The sequence below is a fragment of the Streptomyces sp. BK022 genome (assembly GCF_004217355.1).
Classification (GTDB): domain Bacteria; phylum Actinomycetota; class Actinomycetes; order Streptomycetales; family Streptomycetaceae; genus Streptomyces; species Streptomyces griseoluteus.
Window position 1 is genome coordinate 894,692 of record NZ_SHKU01000001.1, and the last position, 15,774, is coordinate 910,465.

Sequence of the window (15,774 nt, forward strand, 5' to 3'; positions counted from 1 at the left end):
GGAAATAAGACACTTTTTGTGCTCATATGTGATGGATCTGAGGGCGGCGCGTCTGCTGGTGTCGGCCCCGCGACGTGCCCCGAGCGCCGGGTACCGGGGGTGCCTGCGGCTGATCTGGCTCGATTTACGGGTGAGTACCCTCGCGGTACCGTGAGGGCATGCCAGCTCTCAACGTGGAGTTCAGCGAGCGCGAACTAGCGGACCTGCGGCAGATCGCCAAGGAACGCGGTACGTCGATGAAGGCCCTGGTCCGGGAGGCCGCCGCGGCGGACATCGCCCGGCACCGGGCGCTGAAGGAGGGCGCGGAGACCTTCCGGGCCTTCTTCACCGCGCACGCCGAGGAGTTCGCCACCGCCTTCCCCGACGACGAGGCCGTGCCGGCCAGGGGCGAGGCCGCCTGACCCGGCGATGGCCCCCGTCATCCACATCGACGTCCCCTGGCTGCTCCAGCGTCACGAGGACGTCCTGCCCGAACAGCCCTCGGTGGACGACTTCTCCGCCCTGGTCGCCGCCGTCGCCCGGCACCGCGTCGACCCGCCCCGGCTCGGCGTCGACTCCGACCCCGCCTGGCGGGCCGCGGCCCTGCTGCACACCCTGGCCGTGCTGCGGCCGCTGCCCGCGGCCAACGCCCGCTTCGCCTGCGCCACCGCCGTCGCCTACCTGCACATCAGCGGCGCCGGCATCGACCCGCCGTACGGCGCCCTAGCCGACCTCGTCCGCGACCTGACCGCCGGCCGCGCCGACGTGTACGGCGCGGCCGACCGGCTGAGGTCCTGGCGGATCTGACGCCGCCCCGGCGGACGGGGGAAGCCGAAGGGCGATCGGCCGGAGGGGGTCCTCCGCGAGGGCCGGGCACAGTCCACCCTTCTCCCGCCCGGCGGGAGAAGGGTGTGCGTGGTGTCTCCGTGTGCGCGAGTTTCACACGGGGCGCACAGAACCCGACTTCCCTGCAAACCCGGTGATGTGGGACGCGCTCCTTGTTGCGTGTGGAGAAGTTGTGCGAGGGTTGACACTCCCGCGCGGGGGGTGAAGTCCGGACCCGATTCGGCAGTCGGGCCACCTGGCCGGGGGACGCCGGGGCGAAGCCGCGGGTCCCGTTCACTCCGTGCGCACCCCGGAGGACCGCTCCCACGCTCCGCACGCGCCAAAGGAAACCGCTCAGTGACCACCCCTCAGCCTCCCCTTCCCCCCTACCTGCCCGGCACGGCGGCGGGGGAGTCCGACGAGTCCACGGCCGCGCCGCTGCGCGCCGGCTCGGACACGGAGGCGTCCCGGTCCGCCGCCCTGCTGATGGCCCGGCACTGGCAGCCCGCCGCCGACTACGCCGTGATCTGCCTCGCCGGACCGGGACCGCTGGCCCACATGGTCACCGCCGCCGTCTTCCACCAGGCCCTGGGCCGGCTCGCTCTCGGCGAGCCCGCGGAGGCGCTGCGTCCCCGGCTGCTGGTGGCGGTGCGGGACACCGTCCTCGACTGGGCGGCGACCGACCGCCTCACCGCCGTCCTGCCCGGCCTCGCCAAGCCCGCCGGGGGACGCGGGATGCGTGCCGCGAACTCCCTCACCCCGGAGAACCGCACCCTCGCCGAGCGCGCCTTCCACCAGCTGCCCCGGCTGGAACAGACGCTCCTGTGGCACACCGAGGTCGAGGCCGAGCCCGTGACCGTGCCGGCCGCCCTGCTCGGCGTGGACCCGGTGGGCGCCGCCGCCGCGCTCGAACAGAGCCGGGAGAAGCTGCGCGCGGGTGTGCTGCGCGCACACCGCGAGCTGGCGCCCACCGGGGAGTGCCGCCACTACAACCGGCTGCTCGATGTGCCGACGCGCCGGGGCGGGGGCGTACTGCCCGATGTCCGGCAGCACTTGGACGCCTGCGCCTACTGCCGGCACGCCGCCGAACAGCTCGGCCAGATCCACGGCGGGGCGGGGCTGCTGCTCGCGGAGGCGGTCCTCGGCTGGGGCGCCCGCCGCTACCTCGACTCCCGGCCCGGCCGGGGCCAGGCCGCCACCGCCCGGAGCGAGACCCCACGTTCCGGCGGGCGCCGGCGGACCGGCAAGCGGGGCGCGGGGCGGCGCGGTGGCGGATGGTCGCTGCGGACCGGGGCGGGGGTCGTCTCGGCCGGACTGCTGGCGACCGGGCTGGCCTTCGCCGTCTGGCCGGAGGCCGAGGGCGGCCGCACCCCCGTGGCCTCCGCCGGGGCCGCGCCCGCCGCCGATCCCCGTACGGCCCAGCCGTCGGCGACCGCCTCGGCCACCCCGCCCCTGGCGGGCCGGCCGATCCGGCTGCGCAACGCGGGCGCCGCGCTGTGCCTGGGCATCAAGGGCGAGCCGGAGCGTGGCGGGCTGGTGACGCTGGCCCTGTGCTCGGACGCCGTCACCCAGCAGTGGACGTACGACGCGGACGGCCTCCTGCACAGCCAGGCCGACCCCGAGCTGTGCCTCGACTCCCACGCCGACGCCGCCGTGGTCATCCTCGGCACCTGCGACGACGCGGGCACCGAGCGCGGGAAGGACGTGCGGTACGACCTCACGGTACGGGGCGAGCTGCTGCCCCTCTGGGACGAGACCCTCGCGCTGGCCGCGTCGGACGCGCGTCCCGGCGCCGACATCGTGGTCTCCCTCCGCGACCGCTCGCCCGCCCAGCACTGGCTGACCGACACCCCCTCGGCCACCCCCGGCACGCTGTCGGCGGCGGAGGCCTCCGAGACCCCTGCCTGACCGACGCGCCGGCCCCTAGCCTTGGTCCGTGATCACATGTGTCGTGCGGTACACCATCGACCCTTCGAAGACCGCGGCCTTCGAGCGGTTCGGCCGGCGTTGGATGGAGCTGGTGCGGGCCCACGGCGGCGTGCACCACGGTTACTTCCTGCCGGCCGAGGGCGCGAGTGACGAGGCTCTGGCCCTGTTCACGTTCCCCAGCCTGGCCGCCTACGAGGAGTACCGTCAACTCTTCGGCCGGGACCCCGAGTTCATCGAGGCGGACCGCATCCGCGACGAGAGCGGATGCGTGCTGCGCCACGAGCGCACCTTCATGCGCCCCATGCTCCCCGGCGACCTGGCCCCGCCAGGACAGCCGGGGAGCGGTCCAGCGGACACCCCCTAGGGCTCCTCCGTCAGGACGGACGGGTTCAGGGTGGCGGGAGAAGCGTGGCCGGAGAGGGCGAGGGTCAGGTCGAGTTCCGCGAGGATGCTGCGGACGACGTGCTCGACGCCCGCCTGGCCGTCCAGCCCGAGCCCGTACGCGTACGGACGGCCGAGCAGGACCGCGCGGGCGCCCAGGGCGAGCGCCTTGGCGATGTCGTCACCGGTGCGGATGCCGCTGTCGAAGAGCACGTCCAGCCGGTCGCCGACCGCGCCCACGACGCCCGGCAGGGCGTCCGCGGCGGCGACGGAACCGGCGACCTGACGCCCGCCGTGGTTGGAGACCACCACCCCGTCCATCCCGGCGTCGGCGGCCGCGCGGGCGTCGTCCGGGTGCAGGATGCCCTTGAGGACGATCGGGCCGTCCCAGTGCTCCCGCAGGAACGCCAGGTCCGGCCAGGTGTGCCCGGCGTCCCCGAAGAGGCCGAGGAAGCGGAGGACGGCCGCGTCCGGGTCCTCCTCCACCGGCTTGGCGAGCCCCGCCCGGAAGGCGGGGTCGGTGAAGTAGTTGGCGGTGCCGACGCCGTGCAGGAACGGCAGGTACGCCCGGTCCAGATCGCGCGGGCGCCAGGACAGCAGGGGGGTGTCCAGCGTGACCACCAGCACCGAGAACCCGGCCGCGCGTGCCCGGCCCAGGAAGCTCCGGGTCACCTCCCGGTCGCTGCCCCAGTAGAGCTGGAACCACCGCTCGGCGTCCCCCATCGCCTCCGCGACCGTCTCCATGGGCGTGCTCGACGCGGACGACAGGATGAAGGGCACCCCCTGCGCGGCGGCGGCCCGTGCGGCCCCGCACTCCGCGTCCGGGTGCATGATCGACAGCACGCCGACGGGCGCGAGGGCCAGCGGCGCGGGCAGCCTACGCCCCAACACGCTTACGGAAAGGTCGCGTTCCTCGACGTCCCGCAGCATGCGCGGCACGATCCTGCGGCGCTCCAGGGCGGTGCGGTTGGCCCGCTCGGTGCTCCCGTTCCCCGCGCTCCCCGCGACGTACCCGACCGGGCCCGGCCCGAGCCGGTGCTCCGCCAGCTCCTCCAGCCGGGTCAGATCGGTGGGCAGCCGGGGGACTGTCCCGTTCATTCCGTTCAGGTAGATCTCGTACTGAAAGTCGGCCCACCGAGCACCCACGCCGCCGCTCCCTCTTCCTGGGGTGTCATGCTCGGCTCAGTGTGCCTCAGGTGCCCCGAACCGTGGGTGGCCGGGAAGGGGACGCTCAGGCCGAGTTGTCCCGCAGCCAGGCAAGCCGTTCCGCTGTCGTGCGGGTGAGGGGGTGCTGGGGGCCGAACGCGCGGGTGTAGTCCGTGTGGCAACGGGTGAGGAGGGTGGTGGCCTCCGCGTGGTCGCCGTTGTCGATCAGGACGTTGGCCAGGTTGTCGCGGGCGTGGAGGGTGTCGGGGTGGGACTCGCCCTTGTGGCGCGTGGTGACGGCGAGGACTTCGCGGAGGGTGTGGGCCGCCTCGGCGTAGCGCTCGCGGGCGTGGAGGACGGCGGCGAGGTTGTTGCGGGTGGTGAGGGTGTCGGAGTGGTCCGGCCCCTTGGCGCGCTGCTGTGCGGAGAGGACCGCGCGCAGCACCCCCTCCGCCTCGTCCAGGCGGCCCAGCCGGCACAGGGCGGCGCCCAGGTTGGCGCGGGCGGCCAGGCCGGTGCCGTCGTCCTGGAGGCCCCGGCGCTCCAACCGGGCGATGAGGGAACGCAGTTCGCGTTCCGCCTCCGCCCAGTGGCCGGCCTTGACCAGGGCCGCCGCGTGGCTGCCGGTGGCGGACAGGACCGCCGGGTCGTCCGGGCCGAGCAGGCGCTTGCGGCGCTCCAGTACGTCCCGGCGCAGGGCGGCCGCCTCCGCCTCGCGGCGCAGGTCCTCCAGCACCGAGGCCAGGGAGGAGGCGCTGTCCAGCGTGTGCGGGTGGTCCGGGCCGAGGAGTTCGGCCCGGCTGGTCCACACGCTGCGCCACACCTCCTCCGACTTGCCCAACTCGCCTGTCACGTGCATCAGTCCGGCCAGGTCGGCGGCGGTCGTCAGGGTGTCCTCGTGGACGTAGCCGATGGTGAGGGACTGGATGCGCACCAGGTCCCACAGCCGCTCACGCGCCTCCTCCTGGCGGCCCTTCATGTGGGTGAGCGCACGGGCGTAGTCACGGAACGCCAGGAGGGTGTCCGGGTGTTCGGGGCCGAGCCGCTGATGGGCCGCGTTGGCCCGCATGCCGTAGAACTCGTGCGGGGGCAGGCCGACACGTGAGATCTCCTGCTCGCTGCCGTCGTCGCCGAGCAGCGTGACGACCAGGTCGGCGGCCGGGGGCAGTTCCGGTTCGGGCGGGGGCGTCGGCCGGGCGTCCCGTCCCGCGTCGTCCTTGCGCTTACCGCGCCGTCCAAGGGCCATCTCCCGGCCCCTCCTCTCGTCCGGCTCCGGTGCCTCACGCCCCGGAGTGCACATGGGCGGCCCACAGGCTGGGGCTGCCGGGGAAGGCCGTCCGGCACTCCCGGACGGCGTGGTGCAGCGCGAGGGCCGCCCGCTCGGCATCCAACTTCACTGATCCGGCGTGGGGTTCGGCGCGCAGCCCGCGGTACAGGCTCCGGGTCACGCGTACCGCCACCGCGTCGTGCACCGGCCAGAGGGTGCCGATCGCGTGCGGGTATCCGGCGATCTGGAAGGCCGAGGTGATGTGGATCGCCTCGTCCGCCAGCCGCTCCGAGCCCCGCGCCGTCTCGCAGGCCGACAGCACGGCCAGCCGGGCGTCCGGCAGCTCCAGGCGCGAGATGTGACGTACCGTCAGCGGATGCTCCTGGTGGTCGTGCACCAGCAGCCGCGCCCGGGACGGGTCGTCGGGCTCGCTCACCCCGTGGCAGGCGAAGTGCACGTACGGATGCGTGGGCAGCGCCGCCAGCACCCCGGCGAACGTGGCACGCGCGCCCGCCACCACCTCGGTCGGCAGCAGCGCGCTCAGCTCCCGCACCTCCCGGCGCACCCCGCCGAGCCTGCGGGTTCCGGGGGCGTCCGGGACGACCACCGCGAGCAGACGCCCGGCCGGCGGAGGGCCCGCCGCGCGGGCACGGGCGTAGGCCAGGGCGCGGACGGTCGGTGTGTAGGAGGAGACCGCCAGGTCCAGCACCGTACGCGTGGGGTCGCCGTGGTGACCGGCCGCGTGCAGCGGCAGCGCGGCGAGCGGCCCGCCCGGCGACCACCACACCCTCGGCCAGGCGCCGTCGGGGGGCGGAGCGGACAGCCCCAGCGCGTCCAGGACCGGCCCGGTGACGTGGTCCCACGTCCAGGCGAGCACCGCCGCGACCGCCTCCTGCGCGGCCCGCTCCCCGTCCGGGGCGGCCGCCTCGGCGAGCGCGGCGGTCAGGCGTCCCACCTGCCTCTCCACCGCCGGAAGTCCCGCTTCCGGCAGCGGGACCAGGAGCACCCGGTCCGGGAGCAGCACCAGCGCGTCGCTGCGGTACGGACTCGCGTACACCACGACCACCGGCCCCTGCCCGGCACACGCCCGGACCTCGGCGGTGCTCGGACCGGCCAGGAAGCGGCCGAAGCCCGGCAGCGCGCGGATCTCGCCGACCAGCCGCTCCCACCGGGCCGCGAGCGCGTGCCGTTCGTCGGCGTTCCGCCCCTCCGCGTCCGTCCCCTCGCTGTTCTCGCCCTCCGTGGAGTCCAGCGCCTCGATGAGCTCGCGCAGCCCCGTGAAACGGTCGGCGGCCGCCGGATACGCGGCCCGCAGCCGCTCCAGTTCGGCACGCGCCGCGATGGTCTGCCCGAGCAGCACCCCGCGCCCCTGCTCCAACAGCAGCACCGCGTGGTCGAGTCGGCCCAGCTGCACGGCACACGCGGCGGCATCGGCGGCCAGCCCCTGCACACTGGTCAGCCCGTGTTCCTGGTCGCTGCGGTTCAGCCGTCTGGTGATGCTGAACGGCAGCAGGGTGAGGGCGAGTTCGAACCCCTCGAGCGCCTGCTCCCACCGGCCCGCGTCCCCCGCGGCGATGCCCCAGGAGTACGCGGCCCGGACCCGCTGCGCCGCGGGCAGCGCCGTGATCCGGGCGACCTGCCGGTAGGCGTCCTCCGCCGCGAGCAGCACGGCCGGGTCCTCGGTCACCTCATGCAGGGTGCGCAGCGCGGACGCGTACGACTGGAGGCGGTTGGCCAAGTGGGCCGCGCCGGGGGCCGAGGCCCACACCGCCCGGCCCAGCGTGGTCACCGCCTGGTTCAGCAGCGCCGGGTCCTCGGCCGCGCGGGCCCCGGTGAGCTGGACCAGACCCAGGTTGTGCAGATGGTCGGCGTGCCCCGGAGTGCCGTACGCCGTCCGTTCCACGGCCTCGGTCAGTACCGCGACCGACTCCGCCAGATCGGCCTGGTCGCCCCCGCACTTGTACCGCTTGGAGAGGGCGTTGCCGAGGTGGTTCAGCCGCATGGCCCGCTCCCTGCCGCCCGGCGGGGTCCGGGCGAGCACCTCGCGGGCCGCGTCGACGGCCTCGCTCGCGGCGTCCGCGTCACCCGTCCGGTCGGACCAGGTCTGGAGGATCACCCCGAGGTTGGCGAGCGCGATGTCGGAGTCCCGAGCCGTACGGGGCGTGTGCAGCGCCAGCCGGGCCAGCCGGGCGGCCTCGCGCAGCGTCTCCAGGTCGCTCGTCAGGTGGTAGCGCTCGCGCAGGGCCAGGGCGAGGTTCGCCACCCGCTCGAAGTGGCCCTCCTCCTGGGGCGAGGGCTCCGCGATGGCGGCGCGCAGGACGCGTACCGACTCGTCCAGCAGAGCCGCTTCGCCGGTGCGTTCCCCGAGCAGGTGCAGGGCGTTGCCGAGGCTGTTCAGCCGGTGGGGGAGCGGCCGACTGCCCCGAGGTGTCTCCCGCACGGCCTCGGTCAGCAGGGCCACGGCTTCCCGCAGCTGACCGGTGTCCTCGGTGTGCGCGGCCGCCAGCCGGAGGGCCACCCCGAGCCCGGTGAGGGTCCGCACCCGCAGCGGGTGCCCCCTGGGGGTCCGGGCGTGGGCCGCGCGGTGTGCGGCGACCATGGCCTCGGCGTCGGCCGCCCGGGAGGTCAGTTCGGCTTTCGTCTGCCAGGCCGTGGCCAGGTTGAGCAGCGCCTGCGGTCGGCGCGGCGAGTCGGGCGGGGTGCCGGTGAGGGCCGCGTCCAGCAGCTCCACGGCCTCCCGCGCCTGGTCCGGGTTCCGGTACAGCTCGGCGGCGTGACGGAGGGTCGCCGCCAGGTTGTTCCGTACGGTCGGCAGCTCCGGCGAGTCCTCGGTCAGCAGGCTCAGGGCCACCCGGCGCAGCCGCTCCGCCTCCGCGAGGTCGGCGGGGTCGCCCGTCGCCTCGCCGCGCTCGGCCAGCAGGCCGCCGAGGGTGTCGAGGATGAAGGGCCGGTTGTCCCCGCCGTGCATGGGCAGCTCGGCGGCTCGGCGCAGGGCGGCGATGCCCGCAGCCAGGTCGGCCGGATCACGGGTGAGTGCGTGGCGGTCGGCCAGCATGGCGCCCAGGAGGCGGAAGTCCTGCTCGTCCGGGGCGGGGCCCGCGGTGAGCACCCGTCCCTCGGCGATCGACTCGTCCAGGTCCCGCCGGTCGTGGAACGCCGACCAGCGCATCACGAGGGTGCTGCGCAGTGCCGCCCGGCACGCGCCGGGTACGGGGCCTCCGGGTGGCGCCGCGCGCAGGGCCTCCCGGGAGATCCCGACCGCGCTGTCCAGCGGAAGACGGTCACCTGTCCGGTCGAACTCGCGAATCAGCGCAGCCACTTGGCGGAGCGCGCGCCCAGCCGCTCCGTGCGCGTCCGACATGACCGGCCCCCGTGTGTGACGCCATGGGTTTTCGAGTCCCGAGCCCGATTTTACCCAAGTGCTCCGCGCGGTGCCCTCGTTATGCTGAGTCGCCGGTCGGCTGGTCCAGGGAGGTCAAGACGATGAGCGGGCATGACGACGGGGACGGCGGCCCGGGCCACGAGCGGCTGGCGGCCCTCTGCCACCGGTTGGCCGTGCGGGCGCCCGAACTCGGCCCCGAGGGGGACCGGTTGATCGACCACATCACCACCGAGGTGCGCGGCGGACGCCCGCCGGAGGAACTCGAGGACTCCTTCGACGAGTTGGAGGACCTCCTGCTGGCCGCCGGTCTCACCGCGGGCCTCGGCTCGTACCGCACCGACACCCCGCCCGTCTATCAGCGGTTTCCCGGCGCCGGGCACCCGCTGCTGCGCGTACTTGCGTGTCCCGGTGGCGGCTGCGCCCGCGTGGAGGCCCCCGAGCCCGAGAGCCCGGCCCGGTGCCGGATCTTCGGACGGCCACTGCGGGAGATCAGGCTGCGCCCGTGACCGCCTTCCTCAACGCGCTCAGCGGCAAGCTGGCCGAACGCTGGCTCGCCCTGCTGGCCGTTCCCGGCCTGGTGTACCTCGCCCTGCTGGCCACCGCCGTCACCCTCGGCCAGCGGCACTGGCGGGACACCGGCCGGCTGCGCGAGCGCCTCGACGCCCTCGCCGGGGCGCCGGGCGCGCACAGCGCCGGTGTGCTCGCGGTGTGCGCGGTCGCCGTGCTGGCCGGGGCCGCGCTGGCAGGTGCCGGTGCGCAGGCGCTGGGTGCGCTGGTGGAGCGGATCTGGCTGACCGGCCCGCGCGGGCCGGTGACCCGGTGGCTGACGGAGCGCCGGGCGCGCGAGTGGCGGGCCGCCGACGGCGCTTACCGCACGGCCCTGATCGCCGCAGGCCGGGCCCGGCTGGGCGGTGCGGCCGACGCGGACGCCCTGGCGGAGGAGGCGGAGTCGCGGTACGCCCGGCGCAACGAGCTCGGGCTCGTGGCGCCGCGCCACCCCTTTTGGACCGGAGACCGGGTCACGACCCCGGACCGGCGCGTGTGGCGGGCGTACCGCCTGGACCTGGCCGCCGCCTGGCCCCACCTCTGGCTCCTCGCCCCCGACAGCACCCGCGCCGAACTCGGCACGGCGCGGGCCGCCCTGAGTGCCGCCGCCCGGCTGACGGCCTGGGGCCTGGCCTATCTGCTGGCGGCCGTGTGGTGGTGGCCCGCCGCGCTGGTCGGCGCCGCCACGACGGCGACGGGTGTCGTACGCGGCCGTGCGGCGGCGGCGTCCTTCGCGGAGCTGGCGGAGGCCCTGGTCGACCTCCAGGGCGCGGACCTGGCCCGCGCCCTCGGCCTGCCGTGCGAGGGCCGTCTCACCCCGGAGACCGGCGAAGAGGTGACCCGGCTGCTGAGCAAGCCCGACTGAGCCGGTCGGCGAGGTCACACGGCGGCCGGCGCCGGCACCTGCGTGATCGGTGGCACCGGCAGCTCCCGCGTGGGCACCCAGCGCGCGCCCTCCGGCCCGTAGGCCGCCCGCGGTTCCGGGAACAGCCACAGCAGGGCGAGGTACAGCACCGCCGCCACGGCCAGCGACAGCGGCAGGCTGATGTCGACCCCGCCCGCCAGGCCGCCCAGCGGGCCGACGAACTGCCCCGGGATGTCGGTGCAGAGGATGCCGAGGGCCGCCGACACCCACCACGCGGTCATCCCGCGCCAGTTCCAGCCGTGGGCGAACCAGTAACGGCCGCCGCGCTGTCGGCGGTTGAAGACCTGGAGGGCATCCGGGTCGTACCAGCCGCGCCGGGTGAAGAAGCCGATGATCATCACCACCATCCACGGTGTGGTGCAGGTGATGATCATCGTGGCGAAGGTGGAGATCGACTGCACCAGGTCCAGGGCGAACCGGCCGAGGAAGATGAACGCGACCGACACCGCGCCGACCAGCATGGTCGCCCGCACCCGCGACAGGCGGGGGAACACCGAGGAGAAGTCCAGCCCGGTGCCGTACAGCGCGGTCGTGCCCGTGGACATGCCGCCGATCAGGGCGAGCAGGCACACCGGCAGGAAGAACCAGCTCGGAGAGATCGCCAGCAGCCCGCCCACGAAGTCGGGCGCGGCCGGGTCGACGTACTTCGGGGCCTTGGTGGCGATGATGCTCGCCGTCGCCAGGCCGAACACGAAGGGGAGCAGGGTGGCGAGCTGGGAGAGGAACGCGGCGCCGGCCACCCGCCGGCGCGGGACGTCCGCCGGGATGTACCGCGACCAGTCACCGAGGAACGCCCCGAACGACACCGGGTTGGACAGCACGATCAGGGCCGCGCCGATGAAGGACGGCCAGAACATCGCCCGCGTCGCGGCGTCCGCCGAGGCGGTGAACGAGCCGCCGTACGACGGGTCGAAGTCACCGGCGAAGGCGACCGAGCCCAGCAGGAACAGCACCGTGGCCGAGGGGACCGCGATCTTGTTGACGAACAGCATGAAGCGGAACCCGTACACGCACACCGCGAGCACCAGTCCCGCGAACAGCGCGTACGCGACCACGTACGACAGCGTGCCGCGCGGCAGGCCGAACAGGCGGTGCGCGCCGCCGACCAGGGCGTCGCCCGAGCTCCACACCGAGATGGAGAAGAACGCCACCGCCGTCAGCAGGGAGAGGAAGGAACCGACCACGCGGCCGTGCACGCCCAGGTGCGCCGAGGAGGAGACCGCGTTGTTGGTGCCGTTGGCCGGGCCGAAAACCGCCATCGGACAGAGGATCAGGGCACCCGTGAGCACCCCGAGCACGGTCGCCGCGAGGCCCTGCCGGAAGGAGAGCCCGAAGAGGATGGGGAACGCCCCCAGGACGCAGGTGGAGAAGGTGTTGGCGCCCCCGAAGGCGACCCGGAACAGGTCGAACGGGGTCGCGGTGCGCTCCGCGTCGGGGATGCGCTCGACTCCGTAGGGCTCGACCTCGGTGAGCGAGGGCGCCGGGGCGGGGGAGTCGGGGTGCTGTGGGGTCAACGAGGGCTCCTGGGGCCGGGTCTGCCGACCGTACGGCCGGATCGGCACGGCGAGCCAGGGGACGTTTCATCCATCCTCGGCCGCCCCGGTGGAGGGTTCGACCATCGGGAGGGCCCGGCGAAACCCGCGCGAACGCGAGGAATCGTGAAGGTGTCGCGGGCGGATCGTGAAAGCGGCCCCCGCGCGGGCGGGCGGAATGTTTCAGGCCGATTGCGCAGGCGGTGAGTTCCGGCCATCGGGCGGACCCCCGTGTTCGGAAAGCCCGGCGTTGAGGGGTGGAGGTGTTCGAATTCTGTGACTTCGCGCCACTGATTCAATACGCAATGTTACCGAAAGTCATGGGTGGGATGTGTGTTCCGGCTGCGGACTCGGCAGAGTGGCGCTCGCCGTCGCGGCGCCCCACCGGGCAACGGGCGGCACACCCTCAAAATCGAGCGGAAGGATGCACACCATGCGGAACACCGCGCGCTGGGCCGCGGCCCTCGGCCTCACCGCCGCCGCCGTCTGCGGACCCCTGACCGGTTCCGCCGTAGCCGCGCCTGCCTCCCTGTACGCGCCCTCGGCACTGGTCCTCACCACCGGGCACGGCGACAGCGCGACCACGGTCACCCCGGAGCGCGCCGTCACCCTGAGCTGCGCCCCGACGGCCACCGGCACGCACCCGGCCGCGGCGGAGGCCTGTGCCGAACTGCGCGGCGTGGGAGGCGACTTCACCGCTCTCAAGGCCCGCGCCGACGTCCACTGCACCCGGCTGTACGACCCGGTGGTCGTCACCGTCCAGGGTGTCTGGCAGGGCCAACGGGTCGCCTACGAGCGCACGTTCGGCAACGCTTGCGCGAAGGACGCGCTCGGCAGCAGCGTCTTCGCGTTCTAGACCGGGATCGCACGGACTCCGTGCCGCAGGGTCGGTTTTCGCAACTGGGGAGTGCGGCCCCTGGGGCGGAGCGGCCGGCGATCCCGTACCGGGAGGGTGAGGCGGAGTGGGGCCGCCGCCTTCCGGACCCACAGCCGCTTCCCGGCCAGGCCCGTGGGGGGCCTTGCCGGGAAGCGGCACATCCATCCCTACGTGAGCTGCCTGCGCACCAGTTCGTGCAGCCGGCCGCCGGTGTCGGCGAGCAGTTCGGCGGGGGTGCCCTGCTGGATCACCTTGCCGTCCTCCATCACGACCACCCGGTCCGCGTCCATCACGGTGGACAGCCGGTGGGCGATCACCACCCGGGTGGCGTTCAGCTTGCGGGTGGACTCGATGACCGTGCGCTGGGTGTCGTTGTCCAGGGCGCTGGTCGCCTCGTCGAAGAAGAGGATGCGCGGCCGGCGGATCAACGCCTGCGCGATCATCAGCCGTTGGCGCTGGCCGCCGGAGACCGCGCCGCTCCCGGCGACGATCGTGTGCAGCCCCATCGGCATCCGCCGCACGTCCTCCGCCAGGCCCGCCAGCTCGATGGCCGCCATGACCTCCTCCGGCGAGTACGGCTCGGTGCCGCAGACCACGTCCATGATGGAACCGTTGAACGGCTGCGCGTGCTGGAGCACCACCCCGCACTGCCGCCGCACCGCGGACTGGTCCAGCGCGCCGAGATCCTGGCCGTCGTACAGCACACTGCCGGAGACCGGCTTGTCGAAGCCGATCAGCAGGCGCAGCAGGGTGGACTTCCCGCAGCCGCTGGGGCCGACCACCGCGACGAACTCGCCCGGCCGCACCGAGAAGGACACGTCGTCCAGGACCAGCGGGCCGTCGTCGGAGTACCGGAAGGACAGCCGCCGGGCCTCCAGCGCGCCGGTCAGCGGGCCCGGCCGGGTGCTGCCCGCCCGCACCTCCGGGGTGGCGTCCAGCACCGGGCGCAGCTCCTCGAACAGCGGAAGCGCCGCCACCGCCGACACGAAGGCGCCGGTCAACTGGGTGACCGAGGTCAGCACCATCGTCACCGCCGTGCTGAAGGTGAGGAACGACGCCGCCGACATCGCGCCCTTCGCCGGGCCCGCCAGCAGCATGAACATCACCAGTGTGCACACCGGCAGATACACCGCGCCCAGCACCGAGCTGAGGTTCTTGATCCGGCCGACCTTCTGCTGGAGCTCCCGGCTGCGCGCGAACTCCCGGGCCCAGGCGGCGTAGGCGTAGTTCTCCGCCGACGCCACCCGCAGCTTGGGCAGCCCGCGCAGGGTCTGGAACGCCTGGTTGTTCAGTTTGTTGCCGAGCGTCACAAGACGCCGCTGCCAGCGCACCTGCCACAGTCCGAGCCCCGTGAAGACGGCGCCGATCACCAGGAGCATCGCGATCGCGGCCATCGCCATCGGCACGTTGTAGTAGAGCAGCAGGCCGACGTTCATCGCGCCGATCGTCACCGACTGCGCCACCACCGGGCCGACGCCCGCCAGCAGCCGCCGGATCGAGCTGATGCCCATCGCGGCACTCGCCAGCTCGCCGGTGGAGCGCCCGCTGAAGAACCGGGTCGGCAGCCGCAGCAGCCGGTCCCAGACCGCCGGCTGGAGCGAGCCCTCTATGCGCCCCTCCAGGCGCAGGATGGTGAGGTTCTCCAGCAGCGTGAACGCCGCCGACACCACCCCGCTGAGCATCACCGCGAGACACACCTGCGCGATCAGGTTCTCCCGCGCCTGCGGCACGTACTCGCCGAGCACCTTGCCCGTGGCGACGGGCACCAGCGCGCCGATCGCCACCGTGACCAACCCCGCCAGCAGCAGGTTCAGCACGTCGTTCCGCGTGCCGCCCAGGCTGAACCGGAGCAGGCCCAGCGGGCCGAGCCGCTTCTCGGGCAGCGGCCGGTAGAACATCACCGCCCGCGGCTCGAACTCCTCCGCGTTCGCCTTCTCCACCGGCGTCTCCCGGCCGGTCGCCGGCTGTACGGCCACATAGCCGCCCCGGCGCCACAGCAGCGCCACCGGCGCACCCGAGAGCGCCCGGTGACCGACCAGCGGGCCCACGTTCTCCCGCCACCAGCGGCCCTCCAGGCGTACCGCCCGGACCCTTACGCGCGAGGCCAGCGCCACCCGCTCCACCGGGTCCAGCCGCTCGCTCTCGCCGATCCCGCGCGCCGGGTCGGCCAGCGTGATCCCGGCCGCCTGCGCGACCAGCTTGCAGGCCGCGTAACCGGCGTCCGCGTCGGCCGCCGTCGTCCGCCGGTCCGAGCGCTTGCCGATGGAGGCGAGCAAGGTCTGGTCGGCCTGGGCGCGTACCGCCTCACCGGCCTTGATGCCGGCCGCCGCCCGCGTCTCGTGGGTGCGCTCCAGCTGCTCGATCCAGCGGTCCAGCGCGGTCAGCAGCCGGTACTGCTGGTCGACCAGGCTCTGCCACAGCCCCGGGTCCATCAGCAGGTCGGCCGCCGCCTCCGCGCCGTACACCGAGCCGTACTGCACGCTGCCCGGCGGCACCTGCATCCAGAACACGTCGTCGTCCGAGGGCGCCACCGACTTGTCCTCGGCGAGCGGCGCCTGGAACAGCACCGAGAGACCCCGGCCGACGCCGAGCGCGAGGGCGTACTCCAGCGGGCTGGAGGAGGGCGGCACGTACTGCGGGTTGCCGTACTCGTCGTAGGACCAGGTCTCGGTCTGCGCGCCCTGGTACAGCTCGCGCAGGTCGACCCGGTGCACCACGCAGTCCCGCACCGGGCGGGCGACCAGGGAGTGCTGGGGTCCGGCGACCGGGCCGAGCAGCAGCGCGCCCGCCTCCAGCCGGCCCAGGTGGTGCCAGTGACCCTGCTCGGCGGCGTCCACCGCGAACAGGTCGAGCGCGCCGGCGGCCACCAGCCAGAGGACCTGTGGTCCTTCGAGATCGAGCCGGTTCAGGCCGGCGCAGTCGACCCGCGTACCCAGCGAGCCGAGGGCGCCCAGCACCAGATCACCGTCGTGCGTGGACGTCATC

12 protein-coding genes are annotated in these 15,774 nt (G+C 74.2%); 7 read left to right on the forward strand and 5 right to left on the reverse strand.

From position 1 onward, the window contains the following. The first annotated feature begins 158 nt into the window (after positions 1-158). The 4 genes from EV284_RS04145 to EV284_RS04160 all read left to right on the forward strand — a co-directional run bounded on the left by EV284_RS04145 (position 159) and on the right by EV284_RS04160 (position 3,097). Positions 159-401, forward strand: a complete 243-nt coding sequence (locus EV284_RS04145; protein ID WP_130330300.1) for a hypothetical protein — start codon at positions 159-161, stop codon at positions 399-401. 7 nt (positions 402-408) lie between these two features. Further along, a complete protein-coding gene (locus EV284_RS04150) occupies positions 409-786 on the forward strand; it encodes a toxin Doc (RefSeq protein WP_130330302.1) in 378 nt (125 codons plus the stop codon). Positions 787-1,161: 375 nt separating this feature from the next. Further along, on the forward strand, positions 1,162-2,712 hold the full coding sequence (locus EV284_RS04155) for an RICIN domain-containing protein (protein ID WP_130330304.1): 1,551 nt from the start codon (positions 1,162-1,164) through the stop codon (positions 2,710-2,712). Between the two features lie 28 nt (positions 2,713-2,740). Next, a complete protein-coding gene (locus EV284_RS04160; protein WP_130330306.1) occupies positions 2,741-3,097 on the forward strand; it encodes an NIPSNAP family protein in 357 nt (118 codons plus the stop codon). On the opposite strand, the gene EV284_RS04165 is transcribed toward EV284_RS04160, so the two are convergent. The 3 genes from EV284_RS04165 to EV284_RS04175 all read right to left on the reverse strand — a co-directional run bounded on the left by EV284_RS04165 (position 3,094) and on the right by EV284_RS04175 (position 8,846). Beyond that, complete coding sequence (locus tag EV284_RS04165) at positions 3,094-4,260, reverse strand: lactate 2-monooxygenase (RefSeq protein ID WP_130330308.1); 1,167 nt, start codon at positions 4,258-4,260, stop codon at positions 3,094-3,096. The genes EV284_RS04160 and EV284_RS04165 overlap by 4 nt on opposite strands. Before the next feature lie 85 nt (positions 4,261-4,345). After that, a complete protein-coding gene (locus EV284_RS04170; RefSeq protein WP_165425453.1) occupies positions 4,346-5,506 on the reverse strand; it encodes a tetratricopeptide repeat protein in 1,161 nt (386 codons plus the stop codon). A 34-nt stretch (positions 5,507-5,540) separates the two neighbouring features. Beyond that, entirely contained in the window at positions 5,541-8,846 is a 3,306-nt protein-coding gene (locus EV284_RS04175) for a CHAT domain-containing protein (RefSeq protein ID WP_242625558.1), read from the reverse strand. A gap of 164 nt (positions 8,847-9,010) precedes the next feature. On the opposite strand from EV284_RS04175, the gene EV284_RS04180 reads away from it, so the two are divergent. Both EV284_RS04180 and EV284_RS04185 read left to right on the forward strand, forming a co-directional pair. Beyond that, positions 9,011-9,415 carry a hypothetical protein gene (locus tag EV284_RS04180; RefSeq protein WP_130330314.1) on the forward strand — a complete coding sequence of 135 codons (405 nt, stop codon included), beginning with the start codon at positions 9,011-9,013 and terminating at the stop codon, positions 9,413-9,415. Then, a complete protein-coding gene (locus EV284_RS04185) occupies positions 9,412-10,320 on the forward strand; it encodes a hypothetical protein (protein WP_130330316.1) in 909 nt (302 codons plus the stop codon). Before EV284_RS04180 ends, EV284_RS04185 begins: the two co-directional genes overlap by 4 nt. A 14-nt stretch (positions 10,321-10,334) precedes the next feature. Here EV284_RS04185 and EV284_RS04190 read toward each other — a convergent pair whose 3' ends face one another. After that, positions 10,335-11,894, reverse strand: a complete 1,560-nt coding sequence (locus EV284_RS04190) for a cytosine permease (protein ID WP_130330318.1) — start codon at positions 11,892-11,894, stop codon at positions 10,335-10,337. A 451-nt stretch (positions 11,895-12,345) separates the two neighbouring features. Here EV284_RS04190 and EV284_RS04195 point away from each other — a divergent pair, with 451 nt between their 5' ends. Next, positions 12,346-12,768 (forward strand): subtilase-type protease inhibitor, encoded by a 423-nt coding sequence (locus EV284_RS04195; protein WP_130330320.1) that lies wholly within the window; start codon positions 12,346-12,348, stop codon positions 12,766-12,768. A gap of 188 nt (positions 12,769-12,956) precedes the next feature. On the opposite strand, the gene EV284_RS04200 is transcribed toward EV284_RS04195, so the two are convergent. Then, on the reverse strand, positions 12,957-15,773 hold the full coding sequence (locus EV284_RS04200; RefSeq protein ID WP_130330322.1) for an NHLP bacteriocin export ABC transporter permease/ATPase subunit: 2,817 nt from the start codon (positions 15,771-15,773) through the stop codon (positions 12,957-12,959). Between the last annotated feature and the right edge of the window lies 1 nt (position 15,774).

Excerpts from the sequence above, each read along its gene's own strand:
- EV284_RS04145 (WP_130330300.1), top strand. The coding sequence starts at position 159 with ATGCCAGCTCTCAACGTGGAGTTCAGCGAGCGCGAACTAGCGGACCTG.
- EV284_RS04150 (WP_130330302.1), top strand. The coding sequence starts at position 409 with ATGGCCCCCGTCATCCACATCGACGTCCCCTGGCTGCTCCAGCGTCAC.
- EV284_RS04170 (WP_165425453.1), bottom strand. The coding sequence starts at position 5,506 with ATGGCCCTTGGACGGCGCGGTAAGCGCAAGGACGACGCGGGACGGGAC.
- EV284_RS04180 (WP_130330314.1), top strand. The coding sequence starts at position 9,011 with ATGAGCGGGCATGACGACGGGGACGGCGGCCCGGGCCACGAGCGGCTG.
- EV284_RS04195 (WP_130330320.1), top strand. The coding sequence starts at position 12,346 with ATGCGGAACACCGCGCGCTGGGCCGCGGCCCTCGGCCTCACCGCCGCC.
- EV284_RS04200 (WP_130330322.1), bottom strand. The coding sequence starts at position 15,773 with ATGACGTCCACGCACGACGGTGATCTGGTGCTGGGCGCCCTCGGCTCG.